This window comes from Wolbachia endosymbiont of Folsomia candida (assembly GCF_001931755.2).
In the GTDB taxonomy this organism is placed as follows: domain Bacteria; phylum Pseudomonadota; class Alphaproteobacteria; order Rickettsiales; family Anaplasmataceae; genus Wolbachia.
In genome coordinates this window covers 139,896-160,245 of record NZ_CP015510.2, presented here as the reverse complement: position 1 = coordinate 160,245, position 20,350 = coordinate 139,896, and the positions used below count along the sequence as shown (strand labels likewise).

The window sequence follows — 20,350 nt, the reverse complement described above, 5'->3', positions numbered from 1 at the left end:
GATGACACCATTTTTTGTACTTTCGCCTTCAAAGGTACAACGTTCATATAGTAGTGGACTCGACCATAGGATCCAGTTGTCAAAATTTCTGGATCCCAGTGTCACGCACTGGGATGACAAAAGTCGGACTACACGGATAACAAAAAAAGAGCACCTAGAGAGATTTGCCATCAAGATAACTCAAATATATATTAGCCCTTTTATCTTTGAATGACTTCTCATCATGAGTCAAATTATCAAAAATATGAACATGACTCGCTATAATGCTACAATTATTATCTGCAACTTCTAATATACCATTATCAATTACAATTTTTTCTTCTTGTTGATTATTTATCTTAACAGTCACTATACCAGGCAATATATAAATTAAATAAGGAGCGTGATTAGCTAAAATCATAAATTCCCCCTCTAGTCCACTCAGTGTAAGAGAAACTACATCACCGAATTGAATTTGATTATCAGGAGAAAAAAACTGTACTTTAAAAGTATCCATAATCTTTAATTTTTAGCTTCAGCTTTTATTAATTCAGCCTTCTTTATTGCTTCATCTATATTTCCTACCATATAAAAAGCAGCCTCTGGCAAGTGATCATATTTACCCTCAATAATACCTTTAAAACTAGAAACAGTATCAGAAAGTGAAACAAATTTACCAGGCATACCAGTAAATATTTCTGCAACATGGAAAGGCTGAGAAAGAAATTTCTGAATTTTACGAGCTCTATCAACAATAATTTTATCTTCATCAGACAACTCATCCATACCAAGTATGGCAATAATGTCCTGTAAGGATTTATAAGTTTGCAAGATACGCTTTACTTCGGAAGCAATATTATAATGTTCCTCACCAATTATTTCAGCAGACAAAGACTGAGAAGTTGAATCAAGTGGATCAACAGCAGGATATATTCCCATTTCAGCTATTTGCCTCGATAATACCGTAGTAGCGTCAAGGTGAGAAAACGTAGTTGCCGGAGCTGGATCAGTTAAGTCATCTGCAGGAACATATATGGCCTGAACAGAGGTAATAGAACCAGCTGTTGTTGAAGCTATTCTCTCTTGCATTGCACCCATGTCAGTTGCAAGTGTTGGCTGATAACCAACGGCTGATGGTATTCTTCCAAGCAAAGCAGAAATTTCAGAACCAGCTTGAGTAAATCTAAAAATATTATCTACAAAGAATAAAACATCTTGGTTTTCCTTATCACGAAAATACTCTGCCATAGTAAGCGCTGTTAAAGCAACCCTAGCTCTCGCCCCTGGAGGTTCATTCATCTGACCATAAACCAAGACAGCTTGAGATTTTTCATGATCATCTATATTAATTACATTTGAAGTAATCATCTCATGATAAAGGTCATTACCTTCACGCGTTCTTTCCCCTACCCCTGCAAACACAGAAAATCCTTTATGGGCTTTTGCTATATTATTAATTAATTCCATTATCAGGACTGTTTTACCAACACCAGCTCCACCAAATAAACCGATTTTGCCACCTTTCAGATAAGGAGCAAGCAGATCTATAACTTTTATTCCAGTAACTAAAACTTCCTCTTGTATCCTTTGCTCTGTAAAACTTGGCGGCGCCCTGTGTATAGGCTCTAAGTCACACTTTCCATTCAGCGGACCACGCTCATCTATAAGCTCTCCCACAACATTAAAAATTCTTCCTAAAGTTGCGCGCCCAATTGGCACTGATATTGGAGCACCAGTATCAACAAACTCGTCATTCCTTGATATACCATCCGTGCTATCCATTGCAATGCAACGAACCACGCCATCACCTGCATGTTGTGAAACTTCTAAAATTAATTCCTTGTCTTTGTATTTTGATTGACTTTTTAAAGCATTAAATATCTGAGGTAACTCGCCATCAAATCTTAAGTCAATAACTGCTTGAGTTACTTTAACTACCTTACCTACATTCATCTTTTTATTTTTACCGCTTGACACTACAAAAGAACTTCTAAAAAAAACAAATTTTATATTGTTAATAGAAATTTTGCAACATTAAAACGTTTGCTAGTTACGCTTTATTATAAACAGTGCAAATGCATTGAGCAACCAAGTAATAATAAAGAGCACTAAACTAAGCGCATAAGCAGCAAGAGTTTGCACACTACTGAAGTCCTGATCTCCAGTGAGTAGTGTAGCAATTTGCACAGTGATGGTAGTCACTGAATGAAGAGGATTAAAAGTCAAATTTGCGTTGATACCAACAGCCATTAATACAATCATTGTTTCACCTATCACCCTTGAAATTGATAATAAAATTGCACTTAAAATTGTAGGCATTGCATATGGTATTGTTATATGCCATATAGTTTCCGCTGGAGTTGCTCCAAGCGCCATAAAGCCATAACGCAAGCTTTTTGGTACAGACCTTATTGCATCTTCAAGTAATGAAATAATAAAAGGAAGAATCATTATTCCAATTGCGAGCCCAGCAACCAATGCACTCTCTGAATGTATACTCAAACCAAATAAATTTGCTATCTGTTTGATAAAAGAAGACAGAAAAACAACCGAGAAATATCCATATACAACTGTAGGAATAGCCGATAAAACCTGCAAAGCTGTGTTAACAACATAACGCACTTTCTCACTGGCATATTCACTAATATATATTGCAGAAAATAAACCAAGCGGAATAACAACTATCATCGCTACAATGGTTATGAGCAACGTACCAACTAAAAGCGGAGCTATACCAAAACATCCTATCTTTTCTTCATTGATGATTACTGCGTTATGGCTCCATTTCAGGCAAAACAAGAACTCTGAAAGAGACACTTTGTTAAAAAAACCAATAGATTGAGTAAAAATGGATAGCATTATAAATAAAGTGATAAGGAATGATATAGCTAAAGCAATAAATAGTGAAAGCTTTATTATCTTATTCCTTTTACTTTTAAAGATAAAAGCAAACACCAAAAAAAATAATGCAAATATGAATAAGGCTGTTATCACGCTTGATATAAACTCATTTTTAATATATTAGTAATTCTACTTTACAATAACATTTAAGCATTATTTGACAATGAAGTAAAATAATCTAAAATAAGTAATTATATATAATATAAGAACAATGAAGAGAACATTTCAACCAAAAAATTTAATAAGAAAGCGCAGGCATGGCTTTCGTTCACGTATGGCAACAAGAGCTGGAAGAAACATCCTCAACAGGCGCCGCTCACTCGGATGTAAGAAATTATGCGCATAGTTAAACTATCGAGCATAAAAAAAAAGATTTTTCCTTTGCTTTCAAAAATAGGTTGATATCTAAAAGTCTTTTTTATCGTGGGCTTTATATATCGTTATACGCTATAAAGGAAAGAGAACCTGAAAAACACATCCACACCGTTAGAGTAGGCCTCGCCGTCAGTAAAAAAACAGGAAAAGCAAATAAAAGAAATAAAATCAAAAGACGGTTACGAGTGCTTGCTAAAACTAGCATTTTAAATCCAAGCAATGTAGGACACTACTACATAATATTAACTAATAAAAATATTATGCAAGCAAGTTATCAAAATTTACAGAAAGATCTAACTATTTGCTTAAAAAGAATAAAATAAGAAAAAACCTCAATTAAAGTATTTACAATTACTTTTTTAATGATAGTATGAATAAAATTATTTAAAATAAAGTTAATAGGTGTTTAATGGTAGGGGATAACTTTCAACAAAAAATGGCAGAAATACTTGCATGGTTTGAAAAAAATATATTAGGTGCAGGAGGTCCTGAGCGTCGAGGGTTAGAAATTGCAAAATCAGCAATGCTACAATTAAATTATGTTATTGAAAGCAGTATGAATGATAGACCTGATATACAACAGAGTTTATTTCAGGAAAATAACAAAGCTTTAGAAGAACCTCTCTCACAATTATCAGAACACACTATCAAGCAAGTAAAAGAAAGAAATAGACAACCTGGTAGCAGTAAATAAGATTTACTAGAAAAACCAAGCGATTTTTTTTAAATAAGTAATTGTCACCCCAGCTTCCATACTGTTGTCATCCCAATGCGTGACATACAACTGTACGAACTTCTAGTTTAACGCGTATAATCGTGTTGTCATTCCAGTGCATGACACTGGAATCTAGTCTTCTTACTTAATAATTTCATCATATAAACCTTTCCAATCTGGGTTTTCTTCTTCAATTAAATCAATTTGCCAAATTCGCTTAATTAAATTTGATGTTATACCAGCATATAAAGTACCATTACGCTCACTTGCAATTATATAAATATAATAGTTTTTCATATATAATGAATAAATTTACTGGATCCCAGTGTCTGGGCACAGGGATGACACCCTTAGTTGATACTTAATACCAGTCCTATCGCTTTACGGGATGTTCGTACAGTTGTATGTAATGCTACTTGCATGACACCATTTTTTGTACTTCTTCCTTAAAATTGCAATGTTTGTACAGTTGTATGCGTAACACTGGAATGGAAACATCGGAGCAACACAACAGTTGCTCCAAATAGCTTCTGTATATTAGAATCCGCCCATACCGCCCATTCCACCGCCTCCCATAGGAGAAGCGTTATCATCTTTGCTTGGAACATTAACTATAATAGCTTCAGTGGTAATGAGCATAATTGCAATAGATAACGCCGTTTCAAAAGCAACACGTGCTACTTTTGCTGGATCAATTACACCAGCTGCAAATGCATTAGCATAGTTCATAGTTTCAACGTTATAAATCAGCTCTTGATCATTTTGTTTTAATAAATGATCAACTACAACAGCAGATTCTAACCCTGCATTCTCAACTATTTTTCTAATTGGAGCACTTAGAACTTTCTTGACAATGTTTATCCCTATTTGTTCTTCATCACTTCCACCCTTTAATTTTTCAAGAACAGATGAAGCATAAAGAAGCGCAACTCCGCCACCTGGAACTATACCTTCTTCAATTGCAGCTCTTGTTGCATGCAGCGCATCCTCAACCCTATCTCTACGTTCTTTAACTTCTACTTCAGTTGCTCCACCAACTTTTAACACTGCAACGCCACCTGATAATTTCGCTAAACGTTCTCTTAGCTTTTCTTTATCATAGTCAGAAGTTGAAGCGTCAATTTGAGATTTAATTTGCTCGATTCTAGCTTTCACTGCGTCAGAGTCACTATTCTCACTAACAATTGTAGTGTTATCCTTAGTGATTTTAACATTTTTTGCAGTACCAAGATCTTCAAGCGTTAAATCTTCCATCTTGATCCCAAGTTCGTCTTTTATGACATACTTAGCGCCAGTTAAAGTTGCTATATCCTCAAGTATTTCTTTTCTTCTGTCACCAAAACCTGGAGCTTTTACAGCAGCAATTTTTAAACCACCGCGCAACTTGTTAATAACCAAAGTGCTTAATGCTTCACCTTCGATATCCTCTGCAATAATGAGTAGAGGTCTACCAGACTTAACAACCGCCTCAAGGATAGGAAGTAATGGTTGTATTATATTTAGTTTTTTCTCTGTAATTAAGAGATATGGACTATCGAGTTCCACTATCATTTTTTCATTATTTGTAATAAAGTACGGAGAAAGATAACCACGATCAAACTGCATACCAGTAGTAAGCTCAACTTCTAACTCTTTTGAACCTTTACTCTCTTCAACAGTAATCACCCCTTCTTTTCCAACTTTTTTAACAGCATCAGCAATACTATTACCTATATCTTTATCACCATTAGCAGAAATTGTAGCAATTTGCCCCAACTCATCTAACTTATCTAAAGACACTGTACGTGACATAGATTTTATTTGTTTCAATACCTCTTCTTTTGCCTTCAATATGCCATTTTTAATAGCAATTCTGTTAACACCAGCAGAAATAGGCCTATAAGCCTCTTCTACCATTTTACCAGCTAATATAGAGCATGTTGTTGTACCATCGCCAACTTTATCATTACACTCAGAAGTACTTTTAATAAACATGCTCATCAGAGCAGCAGATGTCGGGTTTTCCGGCTTTAGACTTTTTAATACATTATAACCATCTTTTGTGATCTTTAACGGACCATAAGCCTGATCAACTCCTATATTTAGACCCTTCGCGCCTAAAGTTGTTCCTGCTATTGAAGAAAATTGTCCTGCAGTTTCAAGAATAGCTCTGTGAAATTGCTCACCTGATATCACCATATTAGTAGTCATCTATATACCTCTTTTAATAAAAAATTAATAAAATTATAATAAACTGTCTACAATGCACTTATTGTGCTTTGTTTTAATTTAGTAAAAATAAAGTCCCTTACTTGATGATAGCAAGTATATCAGACTCCTTCATTACAATGAGTTTCTCATCGTTGTGTTCTATTTCTGTTCCAGCCCACTGACGATAAAATACTTTATCACCAAGTTTCACAGTTAAAGCTGCACGTTCTCCATTTGAATTACGCGAACCTTCACCAGTTGCGATAACTTCACCTTTTACAGGTTTTTTCTCAGCGCTTGATGGTAACATAATTCCACCTTGTTTTTCTTCACTGATAGGCTTGATCAGCACGCTATCATCGAGCACATTTAAATTTATATTTGACATTTGTTTTTCCTCATCAACAAATTAACTTATTAGTCTATATATATACTTGTAAACTAGATTTCAAGGGCTGCAAAATACTAGAAGACGAAAATTAGCTTTGAAAAGTGTCTAATGTTATATTTAGATTTATTGATAAAAATTTATGAGTTATATACCATTACTGAATCGCGGTGTAATAGCATTACACGGGCCAGATACAAGGAATTTTCTGCAAGGTATTATTACAAATGATATTAGCAAGTTAAACGATCAAAAGGCTATCTATTCTTTATTACTTAACCCTCAGGGAAAATATTTATACGATTTTTTTCTTGTTGAACATGGTAAATATATTCTCTTAGAATGTGACAAGATACATTTGCAACAAATAATCGAAAAACTGGATTTGCTTAAAACTTATCTAAAAGTAAGAATTAAAGACATTAGCACATCTTATAAAGTTGGAGTTCTTTTTAATAGCGAATTAACAGAATGTAGTGAAATCATTTTCCAAGACCCGAGGCACACATCACTTGGAACGAGGATTGTATATAAGGATGAAATAAAAGAACCGATTGGAAGTTTTGCTGAGTATGAACTGACTAGAATTCAAAACCTCATTCCAGATGGGCCAAAAGATATGGTGCAAAATTCGTCGTTTCCACTGCAATATTTAATCGACAAGGTAAATGGTATAAGCTTTAACAAGGGGTGTTATATAGGTCAGGAAGTTGTGAACCGAATGAGCAGGCAGGAGATATTGAGAAGAAAACTTTACCTTGTGAGTGGAGATAATGCACTTCCGAATATTGGCACCAAAGTAGTAAATATTGATAATGAAGAAATAGGAGAACTGCGCTCTAGCATAAATAATATTGGGCTTGCACTCCTCAATACGGCAAAAGATCATGCAAATTTATATGCTGACAAGGTTAGTATATCCATCCTGACCAGTTGAAGCTTTTAATATAGCTGAATGAGCAATAGCACGACTTTCACAATCAATATTCATTACATCAGATAGCGAGTTAATACACCTATGATTATCAAAACTTTCTATTGTTGACCTTACTACTTCTACTATCCCTAAAAAGCTTATTTGTGATTTTAAAAACGCATTTACAGCTATTTCATTTGCAGCATTGAGCACTATACTATTTGTGTGTGGTGCAGAAGAATTTAGCACTTCCATACTAAGACTTAGCGCAGGAAAAAGCGCATAATCTGGCTCATGAAAAGTAAGTTTTTTGTGCTTTGTTAAATCTAATTTATAGTTTGAAATAGATCTCTCAGGCCAAGACAAGGCGTACGATATTGGAATTGCCATGTCAGTTTCTGCAAGCACAGCAAAGTTAAAACCATCATTATAAACCACCATTCCATGCACTATCGATTCAGGATGTATTACCGCTTCAATTTTATTTGGGCTGATGTTAAACAAGTTATGCGCTTCTATTATTTCCAGCGCTTTATTCATCATTGTTGCACTATCAACTGAAATTTTTTTTCCCATCTTCCAAGTTGGATGAGCAAGCGCCTCGTTTACTGTGACATTTCTTAATTGCTCAAGGTTATAATTTAAAAATGGTCCACCAGAAGCAGTAAGTATAACTTTCTCTATGCATTTGCTGTCATTTTGCAAAACTTGAAAAATTGCATTGTGTTCAGAGTCAATAGGAATTATTTGTACGTTTTTCTCTTTTGCTTTTTTCAGTAATAATTCTCCACCACAAACAATGCTTTCTTTATTTGCCAGTGCGATAACCCTAGTGCCACTTTCTATAATTTGCATAACTGGTTCAAGGCCCGCGATTCCCACTATTGCAACAACTGAAAGGTCAACAGGTAGAGAAGCAATGTTTGCCAAACCTTCACTACCTACTTCTATTTTGATATTTGTACCCAGTAAATTTTCTTTGAGGTCTTTGTAGAACCTTTCATCTGAGATAGCAACATACTTTGCACCCAGCAGCTTTGCTTGGCTCGCCAGTAGAGCAAAATTCGAGTGAGCACTCAACGCCTCAACTTGGTATTCTTTCTTCCTCTTTGATAATAACTCTACAGTTTTTTTCCCTATACTTCCTGTGGACCCTAAAACTGAAACCTTTTTCACTATAAATAAGCTCAAGATAAATTTTAATTATAGCAAGTAAGGAATTTTATTCAGCAACTTTGAGCAGCATGTTTTCGAAAGGTGATAAATTGCACGAACTTCTAATTTAGCGAGAAAGTAAACTAAAAACATCAACCTTTGGTGTCATTCCAGTGCGTGACACTTGTATCTTTATGATGTGAGGCATTAGAGCTAAAATACCACGCAGGAAGGGTGAAGCCGACTTGACACTAACGCCAATAAGGCCGAATTCCAGATTTTGCTCCCCTCCCATAGAGTTAAAAGACTGAACAGTATCTTTGGAATTATATCCCGTATTACAAGGTTAGTCTAAACTCTCAGTTTATTTATAGTCTTGGAGGTAATTTTATGCAAGTAAATGCTATTTTGGGTGTGGATATTTCAAAAAAGAAATTTGATGTTTGTTTGCTGATGGACAATAAAAAACGACACAAAGTCTTTCAAAATAATCAGGATGGCTTTGCAAAGCTTGTGGTTTGGTGCAATGGCCATGGAGCAAATCTTATTCATCTGTGTCTTGAGGCAACTAGCTGGTATGGGGAAGATTTGGCTACTTTTATGCACGATTTAGGGCATAATGTTAGTATAGTAAACCCGGCTCAAATCAAGGCTTTTGGCAAAAGTGAGCTGCTCAGAAATAAAACAGATAAATCAGATGCAGCTATGATAGCTAGATTTTGTATTGCGAATAAACCTGCTCTTTGGAAACCAATTGCACCTGAAATGAGGCATTTAAGAGATCTTTACCGTTGTATGCAATCGCTAAAAAATGATAAATTGCAACAGATGAACCGCTTGAAAAATGAAAATATGCATTCCAGCTGCAAAGAAGCTATATCTAAGGTAATTTTGGCAATAGAGGAGCAAATTATTGTTCTCGAAACAGAAATTAATGAGCATATAAATCACTACCACATCTAAAAAATATGGTAGAAAACCTCAAGACTATAAAAGGTATAGGACATCTTACTGCTGTTGCTGTTATTGCAGAAATGCCAGCGGCTGATAATTTTGATAATGCTAAGCAATTTACAGCTTTTGCTGGCCTAAATCCAGGACATTATGAATCTGGATCGTCTGTAAGTAAGAGAAGTTGCATATGTAAAATAGGATCTGAGCGCGTCCGAAAAGCCCTTTATATGACAGCTATAGTAGTCAAAAACCATAATAATCATTTTCAAAAATTTTGTCAGCGTCTAGCAAGTAAAGGTAAATGCCCAAAAGTCATAGTCCTTGCGTTAATGAGAAAATTAATGCATGTCTTTTTTGGTATTCTTAAAAACAATCAACCATTTAATTGTAATTTAGTTGGATAATTTGTTTGACATCAAAGACAGTATCTGGGATCTAAATTTTATGAAAAATTATTATATTTATATACTTGCAAGTAGACACGGCTCTGTATATAGGCATTACGTCGAATTTAATTAAACGAGTTTGGGAGCATAAGAACAAGGTTGTTTCTGGTTTTACGTCGAAATACAATGTGCAAAAATTAGTTTATTTTGAAGAATTTCAAGACATAGATTCAGCTCTTAATAGAGAAAAACTTTTAAAAAGTTGGAAAAGGGAATGGAAAATCGACTTAGTTGCAAGAAAAAACCCAAATTGGTATGATTTATATTATGAGATTATTAAGTGAGAAAACTGGATTCCAGTGTCAAAAGCACTGGAATGACACCATTTTTTACACTTTTGCCTTAAAGTTGGAATGTTCGTACAGCTGTGGATTTATTCGTGGCATCTCGTAGTAGATCCCGCTAACAAGCAGCGGGATGATGATGTGGTATGAGTTAGCTCTATATTATCCGTAAAGCAATCTATTGTTTTTTTATCGAGTGTAATACACTTTGAACTTTATTTCCTAATTCATTCAGAGTGAAAGGCTTTGGTAAAAAGTGAAAATCTCCTATATTGATATCATCATTCTTTGAAAAAGCTTCTTCTGCATATCCAGAAATAAAAATGACATTAATATCTGGCCTGAGAATTAATGCTTCTTTGACTATTTCAGGACCACTGGCCTCTGGCATTACTACATCCGTGATTATCAGATCTATGTGCTGGCTTTTTTTGCTGATTATTTCTAATGCTTTGCTACCCATGCTAGCTTCTATTACATCAAATCCCTTTCTTTTAAGCGCTTTAGTGGTAAATTCTCTTACTGAATCCTCATCTTCAATTAATAAAATTATGCCATTACTTTGAATCTCATTTACCATTGGCTTTTCTATTTTCTCGCTTTCTTCTTCCCTATCATATTCATCGAGTACATAAACCATAGGCAAGAATATGCTAAATTTAGTGCCACTTTTTACTTTACTAGCAACATAAATATATCCTTCGGTTTGTTTAATAATTCCATAAACAGTAGATAGGCCAAGACCTGTACCAGAAGTAATATCTTTGGTAGAAAAAAATGGATCAAAGATCTTTTCAATTATATCGCTTGTCATACCACACCCGGTATCAATTACTTCAATTACAACGTAATTTCCATGTTCAATTGTTTCCTTATCTGGAGAAATCATATCCTGAGGTGTGGAATTTAATGAGTCGATCTTTTGATTAAAGGTTCGTATGGTTAATTCCCCACCATTTTCCATAGCAGCACTAGCATTAATTGCTAAGTTAATTATCACTTGCTCTAATTGTCCTTGGTCAGCTCTAATAGCACCCAGATCTCCATCATAATAAGTAGTAAATTTTATATTCTCACCTATTAATCTTTTTATCATTTCACAAAGATCAGCTATTGTGCCATTCACATCGACAATTTTTGGCTGCATTGTCTGTCTTCTTGAAAAAGCAAGTAGCTGCTTCACTAAATTTGATCCACGCTTTGCATTTTGTTGTATTTGTATTATATCTCCAAAAGACGGGTCGCCAGCTGAGTGTTGTAGTAAAAGCAAATCACAAAACCCTATTATACCTGTTAGTATGTTGTTAAAGTCATGCGCTATCCCACCTGCAAGTTGTCCTATAGCTTGCATCTTTTGATAATGTTCAAGCTCAATCTTTAGATTTTTGTGCTCAGTATTATCAATAAAATAACAAAGTATGAACAATATTTTATTGTGAAGAAATTTATTGAAATATATTTTCACATTATTATCGTCTTTAAACTGTACATCAAAAGACGCGTTATTTATTCTGTTACTTGAAAAATATTCACGTATTTTTGCATGATAATCAGCTGAGATTAATGTAAAGATCGAATTATTATCTGGCCCAGCAAGCTTTATTATTGCCGTATTTTTCTTGATAAAATTACCGCTTATATCACATTGTGCAATAGCAATTGATGAATTTGCAAAACAAGGATGTAATTGATAATCAGTAATATTTGATTCAACAGGTGTGATGAAACCATGCATATAGTTATGATTATACTTATCACAGAACATAGTGGTGCTCATATAAGCTTTGAACGGAACACCGTTTACAGTAGAAAATAGAATTTCGTTATCGTTTGTTGTATTATTATATTTAGATTGGGATATAAAATCGTTGATTGAGCTGCCTTTTTCAAATTTTTTCAGTTCAAATATATCCAAAAACCTTTCATTTACAGATAAAATGACACCTTTAGCATTTGCAATATAAGTTCCTATTCTATGTTTCTCTATTAATTCTTCATATACTTGCTCCTTATTCATTTGTGTTGCTTTTAACACAAAATACCCGTGAGGTCTTGCTACTGGTGCTAACGATAAATTTAAAATTTTTGTAGCAATCTGAGGATTATCTGGTATCGGTTCAAAGAGCAAAAGAAAGTGAGATACTCTATTTTTCTTGCTTAAGGCAATGCATATCTGCACAGAAGAATTATTTTTTAATGCATTATAGAGCGCTTTTTTATCTTTCTCTGAAACTCCCCCTGCTTCAAGGATCTTTCCTAAAGTAACGTCATCATCTATATTATCTTTAAATCTTTCATAGAATCTTGCATCAGCATAAACAATACCTTCATCCTTATGCAAAATAAGGCAAAATTCTGTATTATGGTTTAGTGCATTTGCAAATATTGCATTTTGAAATTCTATGGAATTAAGCAGGTATCTGTAGCGTTTGATATTATATATTATAAAGAGAGTCATTAAAATGCTAACTAATAAATTAATCTCTATATTAGTATGTTGATCATATATATCAAAAAAGTAGAGTGCTGATATCACTATTGGAGGTAAGAACATAATAATTGCCATTACAGCAATTGACATTCCATAATTTCTTAATATAAAATCAACTCTATTCTCTTTCTTGCTATCTATATATCTTTTACTCATTGCGCCTACAAAAACGTTTCATTATATTTATTTAATTATTATAGATTGATTAATATTACTGATAGGTATGCTACTATAACTTTACCTTAAATATCACGTGATGTTTACCAAAAATATTAATAAAAGTAAATATCTAGTTAACAAAAATTATGGAAAAACAAAAGAAACAAGCTTTTGAGTAGCTCTGCGTGTTAAGAGATGAACTTATTCAGCTTTTTATTATGCCAAAAAGAATTAAGAAAAACATTGCTTTATAAATCAACCTTCTTATTATACCATTATGTAAATATATTTAGAGGGTTTTATGTTAGTTGCTGTTGGTGTTGGTATTGTACAAATCGTGCAAGGTGTTGTTATATATAACCAAAGTAATACTATATCAAAGCTGGAGGCTGAAAATAAAAATTGGCCAGAGAGATTTGATAAAGGATTAAAGGAAGTAGCAGAAGAAAAGCAAGAAATTATCGATGCTATGAAGGCAGAGAAACAGGAATTAGTCACAAAAAACGATGCATTAATCAAAGCGAATCAAGAATTAAGCAAGAAAAACGAAGACTCAATCAGGAAAAGTGATGAGATGATTAGCAGAATGGATGCAATACTTGGAATACCTGGCATTCAAGCTTCAGTGCAAGTGTGGCAAGAAGCAGGTGATATGTATCGATCTAATATCAGTGAACCGCATAGTGAACCTTCTACAGTAAAAACTTCTGAAGAAGAAGGGAGCTGCACCGAGACTGCCAGCGTAGCAGAGTCAGAAGAATCAGATATTGAAATAATAGATCGCATACCTCCAAGCACAAGTATGAATGGATTAACACTAAGTCACTCAGCAAGCAATCAAAGGTAAGCTAATTGAAGGAAGTGATGTTTTTACTTTTTTCATGGCAGGTCTTTCTTGCGTCATTGATGCTCTATATACTTGTTAAGGCATTAATATATTGTTACTTAAAATGGAGGGAAAAAATGAATGATAAAATATTTATGCAAGAGCATGAAGCGTTTATGCAAACTGAAAACAACAATGAATCAAGCATGGATCTTGATTCCACTGAAGAAGAGCAGCTAATAAATCATATGACTTTGGAAGGCGCGCTAAAAGCGCTCAAACTTGATAATTTATTGCCTGAGCTTGATGATAATCTTGAATTGATTGCAACAGGAAAAAAGAGTGTGGACGATCATAAGGAATATTTTAAAACACAGGTTGATCCTAAACTTAGAAACGTTTCTAGAAATTATCACCCCGATATAGTAGAAAATAAAGGAGGTTCTAAGGAAGAAATATTACAAGCTACAGAAATGCAGAAAAAAATAAACTCTGTGCGAATGATATTAAGTCACTTTAATAAAAAATTTTCTAAATGTGTTGGCTTTGAATACAGCTTTTTTGCTCAAATAGAAATTAATGTTCTAAGTGACGAAAAGAGATTAGAAGAACTAAGTTATGGAGTTTTAACAAAGCTTGGTAAGTTAGCTCGTATTAAGCATGAGAAATTAGTGCCCAATCTCAACGGATTTTTGCGTTCAAGTCAAGCCAGTATGAAGTGTTTTTCTGAAAATAATTTAGGTGGTTTTTTACAAGAAAAAGATAATGCTTTGAGTTATTTTAGTAAGTATTTAAGTAGTCACAAAGAATCAGTTAATGAGTTGAAGCTACTAAAAGCATCCTTCAAGCAAGATGATCAGCTAAGCTCTATCTGTTCTATGATAGATAAAATGCTCAAGAAAAGCATGATGCAGTTTGAAATATTAAATCAACTAAGTAAGCTTTTTAATGGAAACGGTCTTGAGCTTATATCAACAAAATTCAAATTTTTTAGAGACCTTGATTGCAAGCAGGATTATCAGCAGGCAGATAAATATTTTACTTTGCCATTTATAGCATACATCAATATTTTATTTTTGTGCAATGAGGTTTATTTAAAAGAGCAATCTGAAGAACAAAAGAATGGAAAATCACAAACGCTGGTATCTTACATTCCTTTTCAAACAGTTGCTAATTTTTTTAAAAAAGGTAGTGCGATGTATAAAATCGCGCCAATTGATGAGGAAATTGCAAAAAAAGTTGATGTGTTGCAGGCTAATGATCTTTATAAGATCTCTCGTTATCTTGTAGCTTATTATTGTGATGATAATAAAAAAGGTCGCAAATTAGCAGCTGAGCTTTTGGGTGTTGATGAAATTAGTAAAGAGATGGCAGGAGCATTGCTGATTAAAGTCATTGGCGTATATGCGAATCATTTAGCAGAGGAGTTTAAGCCTGGAAAAACTTATGAAGAGCGAGTTATAGAGTTGCTAATGGAACAGCAAGAAATCATTAAAAATGGATTTGGTAGATTGATTGAAATAGAGAGAGGATTTAACGATGAATTACGTGGGGTGTTGGAGAAAATGAAGGAAGCGAATGCAACGCTAATCCCAAGAACTGAAGAAGCTATCAGAAAATCCAAAGAATTAAGCAAGAAAAACGAAGACTCAATCAGGAAAAGTGATGAGATGATTAGCAGAATGGATGCAATTCTTGGAATACCTGGTGTGCAAGCTGCAGTACAAATTTGGCAAGAAGCAGGTGATATGTATCGATCTAATCTCAGTGAAACTAAAAGTTCTGAGGAGGAAAGCTGCACTGAAAATGTTAGTATGTCAGGATCGGATATCGAAGTAATAGATCCTATTATTCCAAGCACTGCTATGGATGAGTTAAGGCTAAGCACTTGTAATCAAATAGGTAAATCATTTTAAAGAGCATGACTCTTTCACCTTTATTATTGAGGGTCTTTTTGATATTATTGGCCCTCTCTATACTTATTTGGGCATTAATATATTGTTACTTAAAATGGAGGGAAAAAATGAATGATAAAATATTTATGCAAGAGTATGAAGCGTTTATGCAAACTGAAAGTGATAATGAATCAAGTACGGATCTTGATTCCGCTGAAGAAGAGCAGCTAATAAATCATATGACTTTGGAAGGTGTGCTAAAAGCACTTAAACTTGATAATTTACTACCTGAGCTTGATGATGATCTTAAGTTGATTGCAACAGGAAAACAGAGTGTGAATGATCATAAGGAATATTTTAAAACACAGGTTAATCCTAAACTTAGAAACGTTTCTAGAGATTATCACCCCGATATAGTAGAAAATAAAGGAGGTTCTAAGGAAGAAATATTACAAGCTACAGAAATGCAGAAAAAAATAAACGCTGTGCGAATGATATTAAGTCACTTTAATGAAAAATTTTCTAAATGTGTTGGCTTTGAGTACAGCTTTTTTGCTCAAATAGAAATTAATGTTCTAAGTGACGAAAAGAGATTAGAAGAACTAAGTTATGGAGTTTTAACAAAGCTTGGTAATTTAGCTCGTATTAAGCATGAGAAATTAGTGCCCAATCTCAACGGGTTTTTGCGTTCAAGTCAAGCCAGTATAAAGGGTTTTTCTGAAAATAATTTAGGTGGGTTTTTACAAAAAAAAGATAATGCTTTGAGTTATTTTAGTAAGTATTTAAGTAGTCACAAAGAATCAGTGAATGAGTTAAAGCTGTTAAAAGAGTCATTCAAAAAGGACAACCAGCTACATTCTATCAGTACGATGATAGACAAAATGTTGAAGAAAAGCATTATGCAGTTTGAAATATTAAATCAACTGAATAAGCTTTTTAATGGAAACGGTCTTGAGCTTATATCAACAAAATTCAAATTTTTTAGAGACCTTGATTGCAAGCAGGATTATAAGAAGGCAGATAAATATTTTACTTTGCCGTTTATAGCATACATCAATATTTTATTTTTGTGCAATGAGGTTTATTTAAAAGAGCAAGCTGAAGAACAAAAGAATGGAAAATCACAAACGCTAGTATCTTACATTCCTTTTCAAACAGTTGCTAATTTCTTTAAAAAAGGTAGTGCGATATATAAAATCGCGCCAATTGATGAGGAAATCGCAAAAAAAGTTGAGGTGTTGGAGGCTAATGATCTTTATAAAATCTCTCGTTATCTTGCAGCTCATTATTGTCACGATAGCGAAAAAGGTGGCAAATTAGCAGCTGAGCTTTTGGGTGTTGATGAAATTAGTAAAGAGATGGCAGGAGCATTGCTGATTAAAGTAATTGGCGTATATGTAAATCATTTAGCAGAAGAGTTTAAACCTGAAAAAAGTTTCTATGAGCAAGTTGAGGAAGTGCAAAGGGAATTTTACGAAGATTTGGGAAAAATAGTTGATAGATATTGTGAAATACAGAGAAAATTCGACAATGAAGTGCTTAGCTTAATGAAGGAAAGGAATGCAATCCTAATACCACAAATGGAAGAAGCTATCAAAGCAAACAAAGAAGCAATAAGAGAAAGCCAAGAAGCCAGAAGAGAAAGCCAAGAAGCAACAAGGGCAAATCAAGAAGCAATCAAGAAAAGCCAAGAAGCAACAAGGACAATGAAAGAAATGCATGCAAAACTTGATGCAATGCTTGGATCAGCAGGAAAACCACAAAAAGCAGAGGGTGTTCATAAACCAAGTTGCAGTAAAGTTACTCGGCCTGATAATAACTCAACACTTCCAAGCACAAGTATGAATGGATTAACACTAAGTCGCTCAGCAAGCAATCGAAGGTAAGCAAATTGAAGGAAGTGATGTTTTTACTTTTTTCATGGCAGGTCTTTCTTGCCTCATTAATGTTCTATATCCTCATTCAAGCATTAATATATTGTTACTTAAAATGGAGGGAAAAAATGGAAGATAAAATATTTATGCAAGAGCATGAAGCGTTTATGCAAACTGAAAACAACAGTGAATCAAGCATGGATCTTGATTCCACTGAGGAAGAACAGCTGATAAATCATATGACTTTGGGAGGTGTGCTTAAAACGCTTAAATTTGACAATTTATTGTCTGAGCTTGATGACAATCTTGAATTGATTGCAACAGGAAAACAGAGTGTGGATCATCATAAGGAATATTTTAAAACACAGGTTGATCCTAAACTTAGAAACGTTTCTAGAGATTATCACCCAGATATAGTAAAAAATAAAGGAGGTTCTAACGAAGAAATATCACAAGCTACAGAAATGCAGCAAAAACTAAACTCTGTTCGAATGATATTAAGTCACTTTAATGAAAAATTTTCTGAGTGTGTTGGCTTTAAATATAGCTTTTTTGCACAAATAGAAATTAATGTTCTAAGTGATGAAAAGAGATTAGAGCAACTAAGTTATGGTGTTTTGACAAAGCTTGGTAATTTAGCTAATATCAAGCATGAGAAATTAGTGCCCAATCTCAACGGGTTTTTGCGTTCAAGTCAAGCCAGTATAAAGGGTTTTTCTGAAAATAATTTAGGTGGGTTTTTACAAAAAAAAGATAATGCTTTGAGTTATTTTAGTAAGTATTTAAGTAGTCACAAAGAATCAGTGAATGAGTTAAAGCTGTTAAAAGAGTCATTCAAAAAGGACAACCAGCTACATTCTATCAGTACGATGATAGACAAAATGTTGAAGAAAAGCATTATGCAGTTTGAAATATTAAATCAACTGAATAAGCTTTTTAATGGAAACGGTCTTGAGCTTATATCAACAAAATTCAAATTTTTTAGAGACCTTGATTGCAAGCAGGATTATAAGAAGGCAGATAAATATTTTACTTTGCCGTTTATAGCATACATCAATATTTTATTTTTGTGCAATGAGGTTTATTTAAAAGAGCAAGCTGAAGAACAAAAGAATGGAAAATCACAAACGCTAGTATCTTACATTCCTTTTCAAACAGTTGCTAATTTCTTTAAAAAAGGTAGTGCGATATATAAAATCGCGCCAATTGATGAGGAAATCGCAAAAAAAGTTGAGGTGTTGGAGGCTAATGATCTTTATAAAATCTCTCGTTATCTTGCAGCTCATTATTGTCACGATAGCGAAAAAGGTGGCAAATTAGCAGCTGAGCTTTTGGGTGTTGATGAAATTAGTAAAGAGATGGCAGGAGCATTGCTGATTAAAGTAATTGGCGTATATGTAAATCATTTAGCAGAAGAGTTTAAACCTGAAAAAAGTTTCTATGAGCAAGTTGAGGAAGTGCAAAGGGAATTTTACGAAGATTTGGGAAAAATAGTTGATAGATATTGTGAAATACAGAGAAAATTCGACAATGAAGTGCTTAGCTTAATGAAGGAAAGGAATGCAATCCTAATACCACAAATGGAAGAAGCTATCAAAGCAAACAAAGAAGCAATAAGAGAAAGCCAAGAAGCCAGAAGAGAAAGCCAAGAAGCAACAAGGGCAAATCAAGAAGCAATAAGAGAAAGTCAAGAAGCAACAAGAACAATGAAAGAAATGAATGCAAAACTGGATGCAATGCTTGGATCAGCAGGAAAACCACAAAAAGCAGAGGGTGTTCATAAACCAAGTTGCAGTAAAGTTACTCAGCCTGATAATAACTCAACGGTTCCAAGCACTGCTATAGACGAGTTAAGACTAAGTAGTTATAATCAAGTAAGTAAATAATTAAAATGGAAAAACAAAAAGAACAAGCTTTTGAATGGTTCTGTGCACTGAGAGACGAAATTATAAAGTCTTTCTTATCAATTGAAAAACAGTCATCCAGAACGGAACCAAAAATTGAACAGAGAAAGTGGGAACGTCCAGGTGGTGGAGGTGGCGAATCTACAATTATTTATGGTAACGTTTTTGAGAAAGTTGGTGTGAATGTTTCAAAAGTGCATGGAAAATTTGCAGATTCAGTTATGAACGAGATTCCTGGCGCAAATGAAAGTAACGGAGAGTTTTGGGCAAGTGGCATATCTTTAGTTTCCCATATGCAATCACCGCTTGTTCCTGCAGCACACATGAACACAAGGCTAATATATACATCAAAACAATGGTTTGGTGGAGGAATGGACTTTACTCCAATATATAAAAATGAGAAAGATTCTAAATATATTCATGAATCAATAAAAACAACGTGTGATGAGTTTGATACTGAGTATTACCCAAAATTTAAAGAGCAATGTGATAAATACTTTTTCTTGCAACACAGAAAAGAGCCGCGTGGCATCGGTGGTATTTTCTATGATAATTTGAATTCTGGTAATTGGGAAAATGATTTTGATTTTACAAAAGCAGTAGGAAAAACCTTTTTGGAAATTTATTCGCATATCATATGTGAGCATATGCTAAAACCTTGGACAAAAGAACAGCGAGAAGATCAGCTAATAAAACGTGGTAGATACGTAGAATTCAATCTTTTATATGATCGTGGCACAAGATTTGGTCTAATGACTGATGGAAATCCAGATGCAATCATGATGTCAATGCCACCACTTGTTAAGTGGTTGTAAAAATGATTCAACTTATAATTATGCCTCTCAAAAAATGAGAGTTCATACCTATAGTGAAATTAAGTAAGAATTTAGTTGATCAA

General features: G+C 33.9%; 17 protein-coding genes and 2 pseudogenes. 11 read left to right on the top strand and 8 right to left on the bottom strand.

The annotated features are described in order from the left end of the window. Positions 1 to 154: 154 nt before the first annotated feature. The 3 genes and pseudogenes from ASM33_RS00670 to pstC form a co-directional block, all read right to left on the bottom strand. Positions 155 to 496 (bottom strand): F0F1 ATP synthase subunit epsilon, encoded by a 342-nt coding sequence (locus tag ASM33_RS00670; protein ID WP_110409480.1) that lies wholly within the window; start codon positions 494 to 496, stop codon positions 155 to 157. Positions 497 to 501: 5 nt separating this feature from the next. Then, entirely contained in the window at positions 502 to 1,932 is a 1,431-nt protein-coding gene (atpD, locus tag ASM33_RS00665; protein WP_110410534.1) for a F0F1 ATP synthase subunit beta, read from the bottom strand. 93 nt (positions 1,933 to 2,025) lie between these two features. Continuing rightward, a pseudogene (pstC, locus tag ASM33_RS00660) lies at positions 2,026 to 2,955 on the bottom strand (phosphate ABC transporter permease subunit PstC); the annotation flags it as partial. 136 nt (positions 2,956 to 3,091) lie between these two features. On the opposite strand from pstC, the gene rpmH reads away from it, so the two are divergent. From rpmH to ASM33_RS00645, 3 genes are all read left to right on the top strand, one after another. Next, entirely contained in the window at positions 3,092 to 3,226 is a 135-nt protein-coding gene (gene rpmH, locus ASM33_RS00655; protein WP_110409482.1) for a 50S ribosomal protein L34, read from the top strand. A 52-nt stretch (positions 3,227 to 3,278) separates the two neighbouring features. Beyond that, complete coding sequence (rnpA, locus tag ASM33_RS00650; protein ID WP_237342922.1) at positions 3,279 to 3,578, top strand: ribonuclease P protein component; 300 nt, start codon at positions 3,279 to 3,281, stop codon at positions 3,576 to 3,578. Positions 3,579 to 3,664: 86 nt separating this feature from the next. Continuing rightward, the gene (locus ASM33_RS00645) at positions 3,665 to 3,949 is read left to right on the top strand and encodes a hypothetical protein (protein WP_110409484.1); all 285 of its coding nucleotides are present in this window, start codon (positions 3,665 to 3,667) and stop codon (positions 3,947 to 3,949) included. 162 nt (positions 3,950 to 4,111) lie between these two features. Here the strand turns inward: ASM33_RS00645 and ASM33_RS00640 are convergent, their stop codons facing one another. The 3 genes from ASM33_RS00640 to ASM33_RS00630 all read right to left on the bottom strand — a co-directional run bounded on the left by ASM33_RS00640 (position 4,112) and on the right by ASM33_RS00630 (position 6,548). Next, positions 4,112 to 4,267: a GIY-YIG nuclease family protein gene (locus ASM33_RS00640; RefSeq protein WP_110409485.1), complete on the bottom strand. Its 156-nt coding sequence runs from the start codon at positions 4,265 to 4,267 to the stop codon at positions 4,112 to 4,114. A 240-nt stretch (positions 4,268 to 4,507) separates the two neighbouring features. Further along, positions 4,508 to 6,160, bottom strand: coding sequence for a chaperonin GroEL (gene groL, locus ASM33_RS00635; RefSeq protein ID WP_110409486.1), 1,653 nt, complete (start codon positions 6,158 to 6,160; stop codon positions 4,508 to 4,510). A 97-nt stretch (positions 6,161 to 6,257) separates the two neighbouring features. After that, the gene (locus tag ASM33_RS00630) at positions 6,258 to 6,548 is read right to left on the bottom strand and encodes a co-chaperone GroES (RefSeq protein WP_110409487.1); all 291 of its coding nucleotides are present in this window, start codon (positions 6,546 to 6,548) and stop codon (positions 6,258 to 6,260) included. Between the two features lie 142 nt (positions 6,549 to 6,690). Between ASM33_RS00630 and ygfZ the strand changes: the two genes are divergently transcribed. Further along, positions 6,691 to 7,485 carry a CAF17-like 4Fe-4S cluster assembly/insertion protein YgfZ gene (gene ygfZ / locus ASM33_RS00625; RefSeq protein WP_110409488.1) on the top strand — a complete coding sequence of 265 codons (795 nt, stop codon included), beginning with the start codon at positions 6,691 to 6,693 and terminating at the stop codon, positions 7,483 to 7,485. On the opposite strand, the gene dxr is transcribed toward ygfZ, so the two are convergent. After that, the gene (dxr, locus tag ASM33_RS00620) at positions 7,444 to 8,640 is read right to left on the bottom strand and encodes a 1-deoxy-D-xylulose-5-phosphate reductoisomerase (protein ID WP_110409489.1); all 1,197 of its coding nucleotides are present in this window, start codon (positions 8,638 to 8,640) and stop codon (positions 7,444 to 7,446) included. The two genes, ygfZ and dxr, sit on opposite strands and share 42 nt — an antisense overlap. A gap of 369 nt (positions 8,641 to 9,009) precedes the next feature. Between dxr and ASM33_RS08920 the strand changes: the two are divergent. Next, positions 9,010 to 9,977, top strand: a pseudogene (locus ASM33_RS08920) (IS110 family transposase). Between the two features lie 65 nt (positions 9,978 to 10,042). Further along, a complete protein-coding gene (locus ASM33_RS00605) occupies positions 10,043 to 10,303 on the top strand; it encodes a GIY-YIG nuclease family protein (RefSeq protein ID WP_410543247.1) in 261 nt (86 codons plus the stop codon). Between the two features lie 178 nt (positions 10,304 to 10,481). Here the strand turns inward: ASM33_RS00605 and ASM33_RS00600 are convergent, their stop codons facing one another. Beyond that, on the bottom strand, positions 10,482 to 12,950 hold the full coding sequence (locus tag ASM33_RS00600) for an ATP-binding protein (RefSeq protein WP_110409493.1): 2,469 nt from the start codon (positions 12,948 to 12,950) through the stop codon (positions 10,482 to 10,484). A gap of 304 nt (positions 12,951 to 13,254) precedes the next feature. Here ASM33_RS00600 and ASM33_RS00595 point away from each other — a divergent pair, with 304 nt between their 5' ends. The 5 genes from ASM33_RS00595 to hemF all read left to right on the top strand — a co-directional run bounded on the left by ASM33_RS00595 (position 13,255) and on the right by hemF (position 20,267). Further along, positions 13,255 to 13,800 carry a hypothetical protein gene (locus tag ASM33_RS00595; protein ID WP_110409494.1) on the top strand — a complete coding sequence of 182 codons (546 nt, stop codon included), beginning with the start codon at positions 13,255 to 13,257 and terminating at the stop codon, positions 13,798 to 13,800. A 116-nt stretch (positions 13,801 to 13,916) separates the two neighbouring features. After that, the gene (locus tag ASM33_RS00590; protein ID WP_110409495.1) at positions 13,917 to 15,695 is read left to right on the top strand and encodes a hypothetical protein; all 1,779 of its coding nucleotides are present in this window, start codon (positions 13,917 to 13,919) and stop codon (positions 15,693 to 15,695) included. A gap of 107 nt (positions 15,696 to 15,802) precedes the next feature. Continuing rightward, positions 15,803 to 17,560, top strand: coding sequence for a hypothetical protein (locus tag ASM33_RS00585; RefSeq protein WP_110409496.1), 1,758 nt, complete (start codon positions 15,803 to 15,805; stop codon positions 17,558 to 17,560). Between the two features lie 116 nt (positions 17,561 to 17,676). Beyond that, on the top strand, positions 17,677 to 19,434 hold the full coding sequence (locus ASM33_RS00580) for a hypothetical protein (RefSeq protein ID WP_110409497.1): 1,758 nt from the start codon (positions 17,677 to 17,679) through the stop codon (positions 19,432 to 19,434). 5 nt (positions 19,435 to 19,439) lie between these two features. After that, positions 19,440 to 20,267: an oxygen-dependent coproporphyrinogen oxidase gene (hemF, locus tag ASM33_RS00575; RefSeq protein WP_110409498.1), complete on the top strand. Its 828-nt coding sequence runs from the start codon at positions 19,440 to 19,442 to the stop codon at positions 20,265 to 20,267. Positions 20,268 to 20,350 lie beyond the last annotated feature (83 nt).